This window comes from Mesorhizobium sp. M0571 (assembly GCF_040320985.1).
Lineage (GTDB): Bacteria > Pseudomonadota > Alphaproteobacteria > Rhizobiales > Rhizobiaceae > Mesorhizobium.
Window position 1 is genome coordinate 90273 of sequence record NZ_JAMYQT010000002.1, and the last position, 15208, is coordinate 105480.

Sequence of the window (15208 nt, forward strand, 5' to 3'; positions counted from 1 at the left end):
ATCACAGGAACCCCCGTGGAGAACACCACCGCTGCGGTCGCCGTCTCCGCAGTATCGAGCCCTGTCTGGCTCCCGTGGCTTCACGCCGCGTCTGACGGCGCTGCCCTCATCGCACCCATCCTCGGCACGGTCTGGCTCGTCGTCCAGATCGTCGCCAAGGCCAAGGAAATGCTCCGAAAGGACAAGAAGTGAAGACCGATAGCAACGCGCTCGAAGCCCTCTTCGACACGTTCGCGAAGCAGCTGGACGATCTCCTCTCGAATGGCCGAACGGTCGTCGACAAGGAGACCGGCGAGGCTGTCCGCATCACGCCCGACGCGGCGTCCCTGAACGTCGTCCGTCAGTTCCTCAAGGACACTGGCACGAAGCCCGTACCGGGCACCAACAAGGTCGTCAACGATCTGGCCTCGAAGCTCCCCTTCGACGGCTCTGAACACGATCAGGATTATCCGAGACACTGATGAACATCACCGCACAGAACACCTTCACCCCTGCTGTCCTGATCCAGGCCGGCGACATCTTCGACGTGTCGATCAGCGGCACCTTCGTAGCGACCGTTACGGTGCAGCGATCCAAGGACAGCTCGACTTGGTTTGACGTCGACAACTTCACCGCCCCCGCCGAGAAGACTGGCGTATCCGGCTCCGCTTGGTACTTCCGCGTAGGCGTGAAGACGGGCGGGTTCACTTCCGGCACGGTCGTGGCTGAGATTTACTAATGGGCGTCCCTTACATGTTCTTCCGGGGCGTCCTTAGCGACGTCCTGTGGACCTCTGCCGCAGCGGCTCCGTCCCAGCCGGCGCCTGTGCCTGTCGATCCGGTGTACCTGCCGACGCTCTCGACAGCCCCTGCGGTCGTCTATGGAACGACAAGGCTTGTCCAGACCTACTCAGGCCCGGCCCTCCGTGTGCAGCGCGCAGTCGACGACGTTGAGCAGGACATCGGCTTCGGCTCGAAGTACTTTGACACTGCAGCCGCCACATCGTTCCGTGGGGCCAGCTCTCTGGGGCTGCGCAAGTGGTACGATCAGACGGGCAACGGCTTCCACCAAGAGCAGGCGACCAAGGTCAACCAGCCGGGCGTCTTCCCCGAGGTTCTGTACAATGGCGCGCCCTCGATCTCGTTCGACAGCTCCGCGCTCGTCCAGAACCAAAGCTCGAAGTTCACGGCCTGCACCACCGGCCCGACCATCGCCAAGGAGAACTTCACCGAGTTCTACCTGCTCTCGCCGAACTTCTCGCTCAACGACAACTACTACGGCTCGTTCCCGGCAGACGCGACGACTGTGTCGTTGTTCACCACGACGGCAAACGTCGGTCTGAGGGGCAACAACACGACGCCCTTCAACGACACACGGACGGGTCCCCGAAAGGTGCCGCCTCTGAACCAGTGCGTTCTCCGCTGGAGAGGTGGTCCGACAGGTAAGCAGTTCGGCGTCAACGGTTCCCTGTTCCTCGTCGGCACCGCCCCTGTAGCTGGCAACGTGACCGGCAAGGGCTTCGGCAGGTGGAATGCCACCACGCCGTCCAGCTACGACGGTGAGTTCGACATCATCGCCTACGTTGCCTATCCGGCAGCCCTGTCCGATGCCGAATGCCTGGCCGTCGAGGCAGCCCTCAAAGCCCAGTGCAACGTTCTGACCTCCTCCACCGTCAAGGTCGTCTTCGACGGCGACAGCAGGACCGAGGGTTCTGGTCACTCCAAGAACCAGACGTGGACGAAGAAGCTGGTCCAGTCGGTGTCGACGCCAATCTACGCGGTCAACATGGCCGTCGGTGGTCAGTACCTCAGCAACATGGCAACGAACGTCGCCGGTCGCGTGAACAACCAGTACGACGCTGCGTTCACCAAGAACATCGTCTGCATGGGCGGCCCGGGCATCAACGACCTCACCAACGGCAGGACGGACGCGCAGCTCATCGCTGACTTCCAGACCTACGCGAACGGCATCCACGCCAGCCAGCTCCTCATCGCGGCCACGATCCCTTACCGAGACACCGCGACAGCGCAGCAGGAAACTTACCGCAATTCCTACAACGCTTGGCTCCGTGCCAACTACGCGACGTATGCGGAGCGCCTCGTGGAACTCGACATCCCGCAATTCGCCTACTGGTCCGCGAACTACTACATCGACATCGTCCACTTCAACGATGCCGGCCAGCAGCTTTGGGCAGACGCCTTCAAGCCTGCAATCGAGTCGCTCATAGCGGCCTAACAGACGCCTCAGGACGAGCGATAGGTCGCTCAGCAACCCAACAGCCCCCAAGCTCACAACGCTCGTCCTGAGCGCTCTCTGCCTCTCTCCGAAAGGTTTAATGACCAAGCAGACCCTCGCTGCTTCGACACACTTGTCGACGCAGACAGACCCACTCCGCGACTTCCGCAACTTCCTTTATGTGGTCTGGAAACACCTGAACCTACCGGACCCGACAAAGGTCCAGTACGACATCGCATCGTTCCTCCAGCACGGCCCCAAGCGTCTCATCATTGAGGCGTTCCGAGGGGTCGGTAAATCGTGGGTCACCTCGGCCTTCGTCTGCTGGCTGCTCTATTGCGATCCCCAAACGAAGATACTCGTCATCTCGGCCTCCAAGCAGCGGTCGGATGACTTCTCGACCTTCACCATGCGCCTCATCTTCGAGATGGAGCTGCTGGCCCACCTGAGGCCCGTGGACGGCCAGCGAATGTCCAAGGTGGCATTCGACGTCGCCCCTGCCCGCGCCTCCCACGCCCCGTCTGTGAAGTCGCTGGGCATCACCTCGCAGATCGCCGGCTCCCGCGCCAACGTCATCATCGCGGACGACATCGAAGTCCCGAACAATTCCGATACCTCGCTGAAGCGTGAGAAGCTATCCGAGCAAATCAAGGAGTTCGACGCCGTTCTCTCGCCGGGTGGCCGCATCATCTACCTCGGCACCCCGCAGACCGAGATGTCGATCTACAACCTCCTGCCGGATCGTGGCTACGTGGTTCGCATCTGGCCTGCTCGCTATCCCGATGAGGAGCGCCGCGCCAAGTACGGCTCGAAGCTGGCTCCGCTGATTGGCCGCGAGCTGGACGCGGACCCTGACATCGTTGGCAACCCTACGGACCCCCAACGGTTCTCTGAGGTCGACCTCGACGAACGAGAGCTGTCCTACGGGCGCTCTGGCTTCTCCCTGCAGTTCATGTTGGACACCAGCCTGTCGGACGAGGACAAGTACCCCCTCAAGCTCGCCGACTTGATCGTCATGGGCCTCGACGCCAAGATGGGACCGAGTGAGGTCGCATGGGGCTCGTCCCCCGATCAGGTCCTCGACAAGCTCCCGATGATCGGGTTGCCGGGTGACCGATTCCACCGCCCGATGTTCGTCTCCAAGGATCACATCCCGTTCGAGGGATCGACCATGTTCGTCGACCCGTCAGGGCGCGGCAAGGACGAGACTGCATGGGCCGTGGTCAAGATGCTGCATGGCACCCTCTACCTGACCCGTGTGGGCGCTGTGAGGGCCGGCTACGACAACGGTACGCTGGACAAGATACTGCTCGATGCCAAGGAACAGGGCGTCAACCTGATCCTCGTCGAGCCGAACTTCGGTGACGGCATGTTCGCCCAGCTCCTGCGCTCTCGATCCCAGATCATCTACCCGGTCTCGATTGAGGATGCCGACTGGTCGAAGGCCCAGAAGGAAGCCCGCATCATCGACACCCTTGAGCCGATCATGAACCAGCACCGACTGGTGGTCTCCGACAAGGTGGTCGAGCGTGACTACGACAGCACGACCGGCTACCCGCTGGAAGATCAGAACCGCATGAGGCTGTTCTACCAGATGACCCGGATCACCAAGAACCGGGGTGCCCTCGCCCACGACGACAGGCTCGATGCCGTTGCCGGTGCCGTGGCCTACTGGTGCGAATGGATGGCTAGGAACCAGACCACTGCTGCTGACCAACGGAAGCAGGAACTGCTCGACCTGGAGCTGGCCCGGTTCATGGAGAACGCCCTCGGGGCCTCCTTACAGTCGTCCCCTCGGTTCTTCTAACAGGCCCCTTCAATCCCCCTCAAGGGAATAGGGTGACCAATAGGACTATCCCCGAGGGTTCCCCTTAGAGTGTACCTTAGGGTGACACCTGAGAGGGAACCTAAGGGGTACCTTAGGGTCCTACCTGAGAGCCTTCCGTCAAGGTTCCCCCTTCAGTCCCCCTGTAGTTCTCCCGGGGTGTGACTGAGGGGGCACAGGTACTAGGAGACCCCCTACCCTGAGTGCTAGTCTACGAACACGACACAGCCTTGCCCGGCTCGCGCGACGTCGATCCTCGTTTGTGGCCAGACGCTCTTACAGTTGCGGAAGGTGATGGTGGGTTTCTTGCCACTCGCAGCCGCTGCGGCTGCAACGTCGATCATCGTCTGGGGGAACATGACCTGCTTGGACAGGTCTATATCCAGGCCGCCGCCAGCCCGCGCGGTATCGATCATGGTCTGCGGAAACATAGTCATTTTATTCCCTCCCAAGGTTGAAAACAATCAAAGGTAGTAATCAGACGTGGGAGGTGGTGACAAGCGGAATGCAGACCTAATCAGAGGAGCGTAGCATCCCCTCCTCCTCGGCGGCAGCCAGGAATGCCTTCCGTGCCTCCTCAGGTTCCATCTGATCGGCAATGCAGGCGATGCAGACGCGCACCGCTTGGTTCCATTTGGGGCCACGCTTGGTCCACTTCATCAGCTCCTGGCCGGCTGCCTCGACGTTGTTCACGTTCCGGGTCATACCGGCGCGCTCAGTCCTCACAGGGACCGGAGGGGAGAACCAATGGGTTGCCATGAGGGGAAATGTAGAGCGGCACAGGCCTGCCGACCAACGCAGGTTGTAGGGAACAACGCAGGCCCTCGCGGGTTTAGGAGCTTGCAGCGGTTCTTCTTGGATGTGCAGCCGCTGCGGGGGTCCGTCGCCTTTCTCACGGGCGGCGGGCTCCTTTCGCGAAGGCGGTGTTGGTCAGAGAACCTTTACCGCAGTTCAAGTTAGCTGGTTGTCATTGGGGGGAGTAATGTCCCCTCCTCTTTTGCAGCAGCCAGGAATGCCTTACCGGCCAGTTGAGGTGACACCTTATCGGCCAGTGCGGCCATGCAGATACGTACCGCAAGGTCCCACCGAGGACCCCGGTTAGTCCACTTCATGAGTTCCTCGGCCGCACCCTCGACGTGGCTGACCCCAACGCGGACACCTGGGTGGTCGGTCCTGACGTAGACCGGAGGGTTGAACCAATGGCGAGACATAGAACTCCTAATCAGCAAAGAGCACCCCCTCCTCCTTGGCAGCAGCCTCGAAGGCCTTACGGGCCTCCTCGGGGGTCGCCCGGTCCGCGACGGCGTCGATGCATACTTGCACAGCCTTCCGCCACTTAGGCCCCATCTTGGTCCACTTCAGGAGTTCCTCTGCGGCACCCTCAACATTGTTGCACCTGTGGGTGACCCCAAGGCGGTCGGTCCTGACGTACACCGGAGGGTAGAACCAATGGGTTGCCATGCGGCTATTCGCGAAGGTCGAACGCGACGAACATGCCAAAGGTTGGGGCAAGATCGACAATAAGCTCCACCAGCTCGCAGTCACTTTCCGCCAGATGCGGGCCGTCTCGGCGCACCGCTGCGATAGTCTCTTTGACGGAGATGATGATGATTTGGCCGCGCCGGGCTTGTAAAATCAGCTCTTCAACAAGCTCATTGGCAGTCACTTTGATGGGTCGCCAGTTCGTCCAAACGTTCATACCAGGCCTCCCACCTCAGCGAGAACCCATGCGGAACATACATGATCCTCTGTCGGGAAAAATCAAGAAGAAATGTTTGGCGGAATTTCTGAGCGGGAACCAGAAAAACAAGTACGGAGCAAGCCTCTGTTTGGCGCTCAGCCAGCCCCTAGGCACCTTCTTCCGTCGGCCCCTGTTTGGCCCGATCAATAGCCGCGAGTAATGACGCTAGGGTCGGCGGCAGTTCTGGTTCGACTGCTAGCCTTAACAGCTTGTGTATGTGACGACGATTGTCTTCCGAATGGATCAGTTTCCGAACTGCTTTGGAGACAGACGGATGGCCTGCTTTGTTCTTCTTTGCCATGTTCGGGGCGTCCCTTCCCAAGTCAGCTGCAACTCGCCCGAAACGAAATGGTTCCAACACGAGGCTGGGAAATGTTTGGTAGAAATTTCTGAGCGGGGGATCGGATAACTGGCTCGCGCGAAGACCCCCCGTGCCCCTTCGTTTCCCGCAGCGTGGCACGTCGCGTTGCCTCCCATTGTCACAGCATTTGTCACAAGCTGGCAGTTTATCCAACGATTTCAACAGCATGGAACAGATAAGGTATCCAATGCGGTGCCAGATGGGCACATGAGGGGCATGTGAGGGGCGCGCAAGTGTTCGGAATGTCCGGTCGCATGTCTCATAATCGGTGCTTTTGTGAATTGACAATCTGTCACGATTTGACCCGGCGATTGCCCCACGGTTCAACGCTAGGTGCAAACGCTAGGGGCACATCGGCAACGCACATCGGCAAACCTTGCCCTGTCTCTAGCTCCGCGCGTATAGGGGCGCAGGCGGTTTCCTGTTAGGGCGATTGATGGCTGACAGTTATTTGATGCTTTGGAGTGGATTGCTTGTCGGCACGCTTGGCGTGTCGGGGATCTGGTGTCGGTCGCGCGGGCGATAAGGCGGGGATGTGGTCTTGCCTGCTCTTGGCGCTATTTGGTGCGCTTGCGTTGATGCTGGGGAGGTGGAATTAAGACTCCGCAAGCGGACTTAATCGGCCATTTCGGGCATTCCGCGGATTATTCTCAAACTTTCTTTCATAACAATTTCAGTTGGTTAGGCATCAACATGCGACCCATCTGTTGTTTTTTTCAATAACTCCGCTTGCGTATCTAATACGGTTGTGAGACAAAGAGACACCGAACGAGACGGCGGCGACGCCAGACGGACGGGACCGGGGACAAGACCTCGGCGCAGGCAAGGGCTTCCGAGCCCAAACCATACAGCGGAACCAAAGGTCAGACTGGTGCGGAACCGGGAGGCGCGCATAACCGGGATGGTTGCGAGATAAGAGCCTAGAGCGAAAGCTGAAGAGCTAGGTGGACCGCAACTAACGCAGTGGCAAGACCGCAAGGTTGAACCGGGCAGCGCGACAAGTGTGATCTTGTCCATCCTCTAAGGTACTAGGTACTGCAACGTAGGGGATCGACAAGCTCACATTTGGAGATTTCCAATGATCAACACCGCTTCTGAAATGCAGGCTGCATTGCGCACCGCTAAGTTCGCTGGCGTCATCCTCTATGAGGGCCCGTCAATGATCGACGGTTCGCCAATCGTCGTCATCGCTAACCGGATCACGGCGCGTTCCAAGAATGAGAAGACTGGCGCAATGGTCCAGACTTTCATCATTCGGTCGGACATTGACCCTGTCACGGCTTTGAAGTCTTGCGATGATGCATCGGTCTGCGGCGACTGCCCGCACCGCCCGGCAAACAACGGCACATGCTACGTTCGCGTGTTCCAGTCGGTCGCGTCCACCTTCAAGGCATACAAGCGCAACCGCTATGCCCGGCCCGGCGTCGACTATGACGTCAAGCTGACCGCTGACCTGTTCCGTGGTCTCGCCTTCCGCATGGGCTCCTATGGTGACCCTGCAGCGGCCCCATTCATGGTCTGGCGTCGGGCAACCGTCAACGCCGCTGTGATCAACGGCTATACGCATCAATGGCGGCAGGTCGAGTTTCAGGCTTTCCGCCTGCTTTGCATGGCCAGCGCCGATAGCGTTGCCGACATGAACGACGCCCATGAACTCGGCTGGCGCACCTTCCGCGTTCGGGCTGCAAATGAGCCTGTCGCGGCAAAGCGTGAAGTGGTCTGCCCTGCATCGAATGAGGCTGGCAACCGCACTAGCTGCGCCGATTGCAAAGCCTGCGGCGGTCTGTCGGCCAAGGCCAAGGTGTCGATGGTGATCATTGCCCACGGCGCAACGGCCAAGCGGTTCGCAACTGCGGCTTAACGCCTCCCACAAGGTACCAGTTCCCTGAGCGCATCGGTCGGCTCCTCCAGTGCTGGCCGGTGTCGCTCGGGTCAATCTCAAAGGACCCTCCAATGCCAACTGAAACGCTTGTCGCCGCTGTCCTGTGGTCTGGCCTGATCACCGGCTGCGCCGTGTTCTTCATCGCAACCCTGCGGAGCCCGTCATGAACGTCTACCGCATCGAACACCCTAACGACGCCAGCGGGGGGCCTTGGCAGACTGGCGCGGTCTTTCGCTATGACGGCCATCCGCGCGTCAATGGCGACCACAGTGCCTACGATCCGCCCGGGCCGCGCAGCTACGGCGAACACGGCACCGCGCTCTATGCGCTCTTCAACGAGTGCCGCGCGTCCTACGGCGACTTCTATTTCGGCTTCCGGTCGAAGACGCAACTGGTTCGCTGGTTCAAGTCCAAGGCTGGCCGGCAAGCCATGCAGGAAGGCGGCAGCGCCGTCCTCCGGGTCTACGAGGTGGACCCTCAACACGTCGTCGCGGGCAACTGGCAAATCGCCTTCCGGCACTCCGCTGCCAAGCCCATCGCCACCCTCGATCTCGCCACCCTCAAACCAGCCGGGGAGTGCTGACCAATGGAGAGGGCGCAAGTCAATCCGCTTGGGCCGCTCCAATCTTCGCTCGGAGCGACCAATGGGGCACCGTCGAAATGCGCCATATGTGCATCGCTCTCGCCCCTGTCGCCGAAGAAGGGCAATTAAGATTGCGGCCCTGTCTCTATGCGGGCGTGGACCTGTTTCGACCACTGACTATGCATACTCGGTTCGTGCATTTCTGGCGGCATTTCTATCAGAGCCGGCTTGCCACTCAGGATCGGCGTCAGGTTCGTTGTCACAGTCAGAATGCACTGCCGCGTATATTCAAAGAAGGCTTCTTGCTTTTGAAGTAGCGGCAGAGTGATGCTGTCCCACTTAAAGGGCTTCATAGGCTGGGCGAAGACCTCGCCATCGGTGCGGGTAAATCCTAGCCCATCCTTGCCCCAGTCCCCCCAGTGTGAGTGTGCCCATTGGTTACGCACTTTGAGGCAATATCGCATTGCCCTGTGCACGCGGGCGTATTCGGCTGCTAACCCAATTTTGGCGAAGCCGCCGGAGGCGATAGCGTGAGTGATATCAAGTCTTGCGCTTTCAGAGCGCACTTGATTGACCGCGTGTAGGAGCGCAAATTTCTGGTGTACTGCGGTACCTGCCGCCAAGGTGAATGAGATATCGAGTTCGCCATAGCCAAGCACGATTGCCCCGAGCAATCGCGCTTCCTCTGGATAGGAAATAAAGGCTGGGTTGATCATGTCAGAAACCCCCAAAGACAAAGACCAGGATAAGGCCGACCAGCGCCGCGACGATCTGGCGAAGCGCGTTTTGAATACGCCGCCACAGCCCAAGCCCAAGCCGGCGCCGAAAAAGAAGAAGCCCGCCAAGTGAGGCGGGGTTTCAGGGAACAATGGCTATGATTTTGTCCCACACCGCGATGATCGCGGAGATTACGGCTATCGCAAGCGCGAGCGTTGCTCTTGTGTTTGCTGTTCGCGCTAGGCGAGCCTGTTCTTCAGCAGCCTCTGCCGCGCGCGTTGCTGCGTCTGCCGCACGCGTTGCGGCGTCAGCGGCTTTGCTCGCGATCCCGGTTCGCTCAGATTCCAAGGATAGTGCTCGCGACTGATCCTTTCGCCGCAACCACTCCTCAGCGAGTTCCTTCTTCTTGTTGCCGGAACCATAGACACCAGCAACAAGGCGCTCACGGACCGTTTCCTCGCCGACAGCGTCAAGCGTCGCCCAAAACTGCTGAACCGTAAATGTCTCTTGCGGCATGGAATATCCCCCCAAAAAAGAAGCTACCTCTTTTTTCGCTTGTTTAGGAGTCGCTTCGCTTTCTGCTTAAGCGTGACCGGCTTCGTCAATCCGCCGATAGGTAAGGCGCTTGCCAACCATGCCCTTGATTGCGCGTTCGCAGCGTTCGGTATCGGTGACGCCAAGGCCAACGCGGTTGTTATAACGGAAATCGAACTTGGCCAAGTAGCGGTGCAGATGGGCTTCGCTCACTACCAGCGGTGACCCTGAGGGCCACCAGCCATTTTGTAGATGCGGCCCACTCCCTGCTCCTCGGCAAAGGCCGAGAAGTCGTCGGGACGGTCATCCCACGTCCGCTTCCACCTCAACTTCAACTCGATCTCGCTCATGCCAGGACAAATAGTGCCTCGACGTGAACGGAGCAAGAACAGGAGATCACCATGCACCACGTCAACGAACTCTTCCTGACCGAGGGGAAGGCCACCCACCTTCATGCGGGACTACAGCGACAAGTACCGCCCCTCGATCTTCGGCACCCGGCTGGCCAAGCGCCGCTCCCGCTGCGGCCAGTATTGGGAGGTGGTCGGCTCCCGCTTCGCCGTCAACTGATGGCACATTTCTTGCATTTCGTAGTCCCGGTTCGGGTGGTCCGCCCGGGTCCAAACTCTCAGCAACTCTCAAGGCAACTGACATGCTCAAGAAAGAATTTTTCAAAGGCCAGCGTATCCGCATCATCGAGCCGGCGTGGGCCGACCACACCGATGGCTTCGCTACGGGCAACACCGTGACCATCACCGAGCCGGACCTTCACGGGTTGGTCGAAGCGGTCAGCGCCACGACAGGCAACACCGGCATACTCTACCCCGACGAGTTCGAGGTGATCGACGCCAGAGAGCCCACGGCACCGATGACCAAGTCGGTCCTCGATCTTCTGCGCCGCAAGGGTGCCATCACGTCGCTCGAAGCCCAGGGCGTCCTGCGCTGCCGCCAGTTGCCGGCCCGCATCCTCGAACTGAAGCGCCTCGGGCACCGGATCATCACCGAGTTAAAGGTCGACCCGACTGGCCAGAAGTACGCCCGCTACCATTTGCAGGCTGCGTGAACCTTGGCCGGGGAGTGTGAGTTGCTACTAATGCACTCTCGCACTCCCGATCTGGTGCCCTTACGTGAGCCCTTCGCGGGGCCAGGAAGGGAAACCATGCCGAACGTGCCTGCAAAGGAAAGAGTGAGGCGCACTGCCGTGATCGAGTTGGTCCTCGGCATCTGCGCAGAGATGGTCGCTCTTGGTGAGAACCGGGACCTACATCTGGTCCTGATGGCGATACGCCTCGGGAACTACCAGAAGCGACCGATGGACGTGACGGGGCTTGCTGCGGCAACGAGCCTGCCACGGACGACTGTGATCCGCCACATCAAGGCTCTGGAGGAGCTAGGTAGGATCACGGTCGTGAACACCGGGCGCCGCGCGCTGCCGATCCTCATTGGTACTGATCGCCCGCTGACAAAGGGCTTCTACAAGAGGCTGGAGCAGCTCGTTCTTCAAGCATCAGCTAACCTGTCCAAAATGGACACGTTACCGGATAGACACAAAATGTGACCGTCGTTAAATCGATTGTAGCCGCCCCACCCACGGGACCACGGCCAACTCAGGGAACTACCATTATGCAAGAACACCAGATCGAGGCCCTCCTCGATAGACTGACCCGTATTGCCATCGCTTTGGAGAGTGCGGGAGGGGTCGCGCAAGGGGGAAGCGCGACAACCCCCAACAACCCCTACCAGAGCCCTGACGTGCCCGATGGGTACGACACGGTTCTCGGCTACTTCTCGAAGAACATGCCCGGCGCGTTCGAGTTGATGGACGACCCCATCACTGGAACCCTTCGGGACGGACACTGGCTCACGCATCAGGCCAGTCGGCGGGGGATCGGGATCATCAAGGTCCCAGCGCCGGAACCTCTCGTTGAGATCGGCATCAACGAACTGAACGCCTATCCGGTGTCGCTTCTCCAAGAGCGTATCCGGTAACACAGGCGGGGATAACAGGGGGAACTGTGGCGGAGGTCTATGAGGGAACCTCCGCTATTGCAGTAGATGCGGGACTGGAATAACAACTACCTCGTACCTATCACTGGGAAGGAGTTACCACCATGAACGCTGGCACGCGCGGGGTCGAGAACAAGACCGCCCGCAAATTCATCGCCTTCATTGACGAGTTCAGGAAACTGAACGCCGAGATGCAAGCCCAACAGATCAGCCTGTTCCTGCACATCGTTGCGCAGCCGGAGCTGACCATCAAGGAATACGCTCAGCGCGCCGGGCTCGGCGACGGTGGGCCTATCTCGCGCAACATTGAGGCGCTTAGCGAGAAGCGGAAGGTCATGGTCGCCGGCAAGCCCGAGCTGGTCGACGGTCACGGGCTAATCGAGACCTACGAGGACCCTCTGGATCGCCGCTTCAAGCGCGTCAAGCCGACGCAGCGGGGTCTCCGGGTCTACAACACCCTGATCCAACTCTTGGGGAGCTAATCATGTCCGTCAGGAAACGCGGCGACACCTATATGGCCGACTTCATGGTCGCGGGAACCCGCTACCGTGAGACCTTCGACAGCGAGGTTGAGGCCGAAGCATACGAGCTGGAGACGCGCGCGGCCCTCGTGCGTGGCTCTCCTGTCCCGTCCCCCAAGAACGGTCGCACCGAGACCGGCTCCTCCCTGCACACGCTCGGGGCGCTGTTCGACTATGTGAAGACCGACCATTGGGAGAACAACCCGAAGATCAAGGCTCCGCATACGGCCATCGCCAACGGGCGCGAGGTCGTGGAGTTCTTTGGGCGCAACACGCCGGTCCAAGACCTCACCCAGGACGAGATGAAGCGGATGGCCCGCCACGTCGTCGAGAGTGGGCGATCCTTCGCCACCGCTGACCGCAAGCTCGCCGCTCTGTCCAAGATGCTGCGCTTCGCGGTCGAGCGTGGGGTTATCCCTCGCGTCCCGAAGGTGCCCCTCTATCGAGAGGACAACGAGCGCCTGCGGTTCCTGACCAAGGACGAGGCTCAGAAGCTCCTGAAGCTGTGGCGCGACTGGCATCAGCCTGACGCCCACGCCTTCACCGTCTTCGCCCTGCACACCGGGGCGCGCGTGGGAGCCATCATGGACCTCCGCTGGAACGCCTTCGGCCCGGGCTTCAACACCGTCCTCTTCCTCGGCGGCGACAAGAAGTCCAAGCCACGGACCCTGCCGATGTCGAAGGCTGCCAAGGAAGCGGTCATCGCCATGCAGCGCGCCTATCCCGACAGCAGAGGGCCGTTCCAGCACATGAAGGGCTCGGACGGTAAGGCTCGCCATCTGCGTGACCTGTGGGACGAGATGCAGAAGACCCTCGGGTGGGACGATGTCGTGGTCCACACGCTTCGCCACACCTGTGCGAGCTGGTTGGTCCAGAACGGGGTCGACCTCAAGCGCATCCAGACGTGGCTCGGGCACAAGCGCATCGAGACCACGCTGAAATACGCCAAGCTGGCGACCGGCGACCTCGACCTTGCCGGCGACATTCTCGGGGACATCCTCGACGACACCAAGCCGAAGCTGAAGGTGGTTTCCGCCGACAACTAGGCGCTCGTTGACTTGTGACAAACGCCGTGACAAACGGTGACAAAGTGACAATTTCAGCGGGTATGGTGGAATTGGTAGACACGCTTGGTTTAGGTCCAAGTGCTTGAAAAGCTTGGGGGTTCGAGTCCCTCTACCCGCACCAGCTCCGCTAGCGGAACAGATTTAGGTTCCAGTGCCGAAAGGCGTGGGGGTTCGAGTCCCTTCATCCGCACCAATATGGCTCCTCAACTCCGCCAGTTTCGCAAGTTCGGGTCCCAGCACCCGGTCGGCGCCGCCCGGCGGCACAATGCTCCTGATATCAGCCACGAACGACTGAAGCGCCTGGGGGGCCGCCCGCTCGGTGACATGCAGCGCCTGCGACGCGATCACAGCCAGCATTGCCATCGCCGCATCCAGGCAGCGGCCGGCGCGTGCTTCCTTCGTCCATGCGAGGAAAACCGTCGTGGCGACATCGTCCTGCCCGGCGCCGGCCGATTCCGTTCCCGGGATGAACGTGCGCTGCGCCGAAAGCTTCGCCTGCTCCAGATAACCGGTGATTGCCATCGGCACGTAGCCGACATTGCCGTGACCGTCACTGTCGGCCCAATGCCGCCCGGTCATCAAAAGATCCGGTAGCAGAGACACCTTGCCGTTCAGCAGCTTCGAGGCATGGCGGTCGCAGAGCAGGCAGATATCGGCCCAAATCGCCGCCAGATCGTCCAGGGCCGGCGTCGCCATGGCATTGTGATAGCCCCCGGTGCTGATGCAGCGGCCGAATGGGTGCGTCTCATCCGGCGGGACATAGACCGGATTGTCCGATATTGAGGCCAGCGACACCGTGGCCGCCCGTTCCGCACCGGACAACGCACGATGGGCATGCCCAAGAATGCGGGGAACGATGCGGTAGCTGACAGGCGCCTGATAATTGCGGCGCCCGTCTCCTGCGCCAACAAGGAACTCCCTCAATCCCCGCAGGGCCGCTGCTTCGTGTTCGTCGCCCCAAAGTGCATCGAGCGCCGGGTCATAATGTTCGAGCGGCGCGCGAAACGCCTCGATCGAAAGCGCAAAGACTTTTTCGGCCAGGCGCACGCGGCGGCGCGCCGCCAAAGCCGCGTCGGCCACGAGTGCGGCGGCGCAAGGCGACCCATTGATCAGCGAGCCCCGTTCTTTCACTTCCAGGTCGAAGCGCGTCGAAAGCTCTGCAAACAGGGGATAGAGGGCGAGGATCTCGCCGGCCCCGCCCTGACCTAAGGACGGCACCACAGGCATGGGTCCGCCGTCCAGCATCGCGGCAACGGCGAGCGCCATGCGCGGTGTGGTCGCCGCGTTTCCCTCAAGGAAATTGGTCAGCCGGGCAAGCACGATCGCCCTGACCACCCGATCGGGCAAAGGCTCGCCGAAGGACGTGGCGGCTGCGAATGCCTTGATGCGAGCGTGGCGATCACGCTCCCCAGGTTCGAGCCGCCTGCTTGCCAGTTCCCCCATGGCCGTGGTGACCCCGTAGATGACCGGCACCGGGTCGGTTTCAATGAGACGCAGGAACGAGGCGCGGCACTCGGCAATGCGTTGCAAGGCCTCGCTGCTGATCTGCACCGTGTCTCTTTTCCAGGCGACCCGGAAAACAGTATCGAGATTTATGTCTTCTCGCGTCGTCAGGGTGATTGCCATGAGGCATGCTCTCCGCCAGGCCCGGTGTTCACGCACAGCGGCGCGGTTGATTATCAGCCACAACCACGCCCTGAGCCAAACTTTCTTCGGTGTGTTGAGATTCAGGTCAGGCCGAGCCGGAGTCGAAGAC

22 protein-coding genes, 1 tRNA gene and 1 pseudogene are annotated in these 15208 nt (G+C 60.5%); 14 read left to right on the forward strand and 10 right to left on the reverse strand.

What is annotated here, in order from left to right; all coding sequences use genetic code 11:
* Window positions 1-15 precede the first annotated feature (15 nt).
* The 5 genes from NKI85_RS02865 (at window position 16) to terL (ending at window position 4021) form a co-directional block, all read left to right on the forward strand.
* A complete protein-coding gene (locus tag NKI85_RS02865) occupies window positions 16-192 on the forward strand; it encodes a hypothetical protein (RefSeq protein WP_352775779.1) in 177 nt (58 codons plus the stop codon).
* Window positions 189-461: a DNA packaging protein gene (locus NKI85_RS02870; protein ID WP_352775782.1), complete on the forward strand. Its 273-nt coding sequence runs from the start codon at window positions 189-191 to the stop codon at window positions 459-461. The genes NKI85_RS02865 and NKI85_RS02870 overlap by 4 nt, the downstream gene beginning before the upstream one ends.
* Window positions 461-718 carry a hypothetical protein gene (locus NKI85_RS02875; protein WP_352775785.1) on the forward strand — a complete coding sequence of 86 codons (258 nt, stop codon included), beginning with the start codon at window positions 461-463 and terminating at the stop codon, window positions 716-718. Before NKI85_RS02870 ends, NKI85_RS02875 begins: the two co-directional genes overlap by 1 nt.
* Complete coding sequence (locus tag NKI85_RS02880) at window positions 718-2214, forward strand: SGNH/GDSL hydrolase family protein (protein WP_352775788.1); 1497 nt, start codon at window positions 718-720, stop codon at window positions 2212-2214. The genes NKI85_RS02875 and NKI85_RS02880 overlap by 1 nt, the downstream gene beginning before the upstream one ends.
* A 100-nt stretch (window positions 2215-2314) precedes the next feature.
* Complete coding sequence (gene terL, locus NKI85_RS02885) at window positions 2315-4021, forward strand: phage terminase large subunit (RefSeq protein WP_352775791.1); 1707 nt, start codon at window positions 2315-2317, stop codon at window positions 4019-4021.
* A gap of 224 nt (window positions 4022-4245) precedes the next feature.
* Here terL and NKI85_RS02890 read toward each other — a convergent pair whose 3' ends face one another.
* The 6 genes from NKI85_RS02890 to NKI85_RS02915 form a co-directional block, all read right to left on the reverse strand.
* Window positions 4246-4476, reverse strand: coding sequence for a hypothetical protein (locus tag NKI85_RS02890; RefSeq protein ID WP_352775794.1), 231 nt, complete (start codon window positions 4474-4476; stop codon window positions 4246-4248).
* A gap of 76 nt (window positions 4477-4552) precedes the next feature.
* The gene (locus NKI85_RS02895; RefSeq protein WP_352775797.1) at window positions 4553-4798 is read right to left on the reverse strand and encodes a DUF982 domain-containing protein; all 246 of its coding nucleotides are present in this window, start codon (window positions 4796-4798) and stop codon (window positions 4553-4555) included.
* 197 nt (window positions 4799-4995) lie between these two features.
* Entirely contained in the window at window positions 4996-5250 is a 255-nt protein-coding gene (locus tag NKI85_RS02900) for a DUF982 domain-containing protein (protein ID WP_352775800.1), read from the reverse strand.
* 7 nt (window positions 5251-5257) lie between these two features.
* Entirely contained in the window at window positions 5258-5500 is a 243-nt protein-coding gene (locus NKI85_RS02905) for a DUF982 domain-containing protein (protein WP_352775803.1), read from the reverse strand.
* Between the two features lie 4 nt (window positions 5501-5504).
* On the reverse strand, window positions 5505-5738 hold the full coding sequence (locus NKI85_RS02910) for a hypothetical protein (protein WP_352775806.1): 234 nt from the start codon (window positions 5736-5738) through the stop codon (window positions 5505-5507).
* A gap of 148 nt (window positions 5739-5886) precedes the next feature.
* Entirely contained in the window at window positions 5887-6081 is a 195-nt protein-coding gene (locus tag NKI85_RS02915) for a hypothetical protein (protein WP_352775809.1), read from the reverse strand.
* A gap of 1138 nt (window positions 6082-7219) precedes the next feature.
* Between NKI85_RS02915 and NKI85_RS02920 the strand changes: the two genes are divergently transcribed.
* Together NKI85_RS02920 and NKI85_RS02925 are read left to right on the forward strand one after the other, a co-directional pair.
* The gene (locus tag NKI85_RS02920) at window positions 7220-8002 is read left to right on the forward strand and encodes a hypothetical protein (RefSeq protein WP_352775812.1); all 783 of its coding nucleotides are present in this window, start codon (window positions 7220-7222) and stop codon (window positions 8000-8002) included.
* Window positions 8003-8186: 184 nt separating this feature from the next.
* Window positions 8187-8606, forward strand: a complete 420-nt coding sequence (locus NKI85_RS02925; protein ID WP_352775815.1) for a hypothetical protein — start codon at window positions 8187-8189, stop codon at window positions 8604-8606.
* 125 nt (window positions 8607-8731) lie between these two features.
* On the opposite strand, the gene NKI85_RS02930 is transcribed toward NKI85_RS02925, so the two are convergent.
* Complete coding sequence (locus NKI85_RS02930) at window positions 8732-9322, reverse strand: hypothetical protein (RefSeq protein WP_352775818.1); 591 nt, start codon at window positions 9320-9322, stop codon at window positions 8732-8734.
* Here NKI85_RS02930 and NKI85_RS02935 point away from each other — a divergent pair.
* Window positions 9315-9455, forward strand: a complete 141-nt coding sequence (locus NKI85_RS02935; RefSeq protein WP_352775821.1) for a hypothetical protein — start codon at window positions 9315-9317, stop codon at window positions 9453-9455. The two genes, NKI85_RS02930 and NKI85_RS02935, sit on opposite strands and share 8 nt — an antisense overlap.
* 9 nt (window positions 9456-9464) lie before the next feature.
* On the opposite strand, the gene NKI85_RS02940 is transcribed toward NKI85_RS02935, so the two are convergent.
* Both NKI85_RS02940 and NKI85_RS02945 read right to left on the reverse strand, forming a co-directional pair.
* Entirely contained in the window at window positions 9465-9839 is a 375-nt protein-coding gene (locus NKI85_RS02940; protein WP_352775823.1) for a hypothetical protein, read from the reverse strand.
* 66 nt (window positions 9840-9905) lie between these two features.
* Window positions 9906-10064 (reverse strand): annotated as a pseudogene (locus NKI85_RS02945) (IS1595 family transposase); the annotation flags it as partial.
* A gap of 445 nt (window positions 10065-10509) precedes the next feature.
* Here NKI85_RS02945 and NKI85_RS02950 point away from each other — a divergent pair.
* The 6 genes from NKI85_RS02950 (at window position 10510) to NKI85_RS02975 (ending at window position 13573) form a co-directional block, all read left to right on the forward strand.
* Window positions 10510-10920 carry a helix-turn-helix domain-containing protein gene (locus NKI85_RS02950; RefSeq protein ID WP_352775825.1) on the forward strand — a complete coding sequence of 137 codons (411 nt, stop codon included), beginning with the start codon at window positions 10510-10512 and terminating at the stop codon, window positions 10918-10920.
* Between the two features lie 96 nt (window positions 10921-11016).
* Complete coding sequence (locus NKI85_RS02955) at window positions 11017-11415, forward strand: ArsR family transcriptional regulator (protein ID WP_352775828.1); 399 nt, start codon at window positions 11017-11019, stop codon at window positions 11413-11415.
* 65 nt (window positions 11416-11480) lie between these two features.
* Window positions 11481-11846, forward strand: coding sequence for a hypothetical protein (locus NKI85_RS02960; protein ID WP_352775831.1), 366 nt, complete (start codon window positions 11481-11483; stop codon window positions 11844-11846).
* 122 nt (window positions 11847-11968) lie between these two features.
* Window positions 11969-12346 carry a winged helix DNA-binding protein gene (locus NKI85_RS02965; protein ID WP_352775833.1) on the forward strand — a complete coding sequence of 126 codons (378 nt, stop codon included), beginning with the start codon at window positions 11969-11971 and terminating at the stop codon, window positions 12344-12346.
* A gap of 2 nt (window positions 12347-12348) precedes the next feature.
* Window positions 12349-13431 (forward strand): tyrosine-type recombinase/integrase, encoded by a 1083-nt coding sequence (locus NKI85_RS02970; RefSeq protein WP_352775836.1) that lies wholly within the window; start codon window positions 12349-12351, stop codon window positions 13429-13431.
* Window positions 13432-13487: 56 nt separating this feature from the next.
* Window positions 13488-13573 (forward strand) — tRNA-Leu (locus NKI85_RS02975).
* A 20-nt stretch (window positions 13574-13593) separates the two neighbouring features.
* On the opposite strand, the gene NKI85_RS02980 is transcribed toward NKI85_RS02975, so the two are convergent.
* Window positions 13594-15078 carry an aromatic amino acid lyase gene (locus tag NKI85_RS02980; RefSeq protein WP_352775839.1) on the reverse strand — a complete coding sequence of 495 codons (1485 nt, stop codon included), beginning with the start codon at window positions 15076-15078 and terminating at the stop codon, window positions 13594-13596.
* Window positions 15079-15208 lie beyond the last annotated feature (130 nt).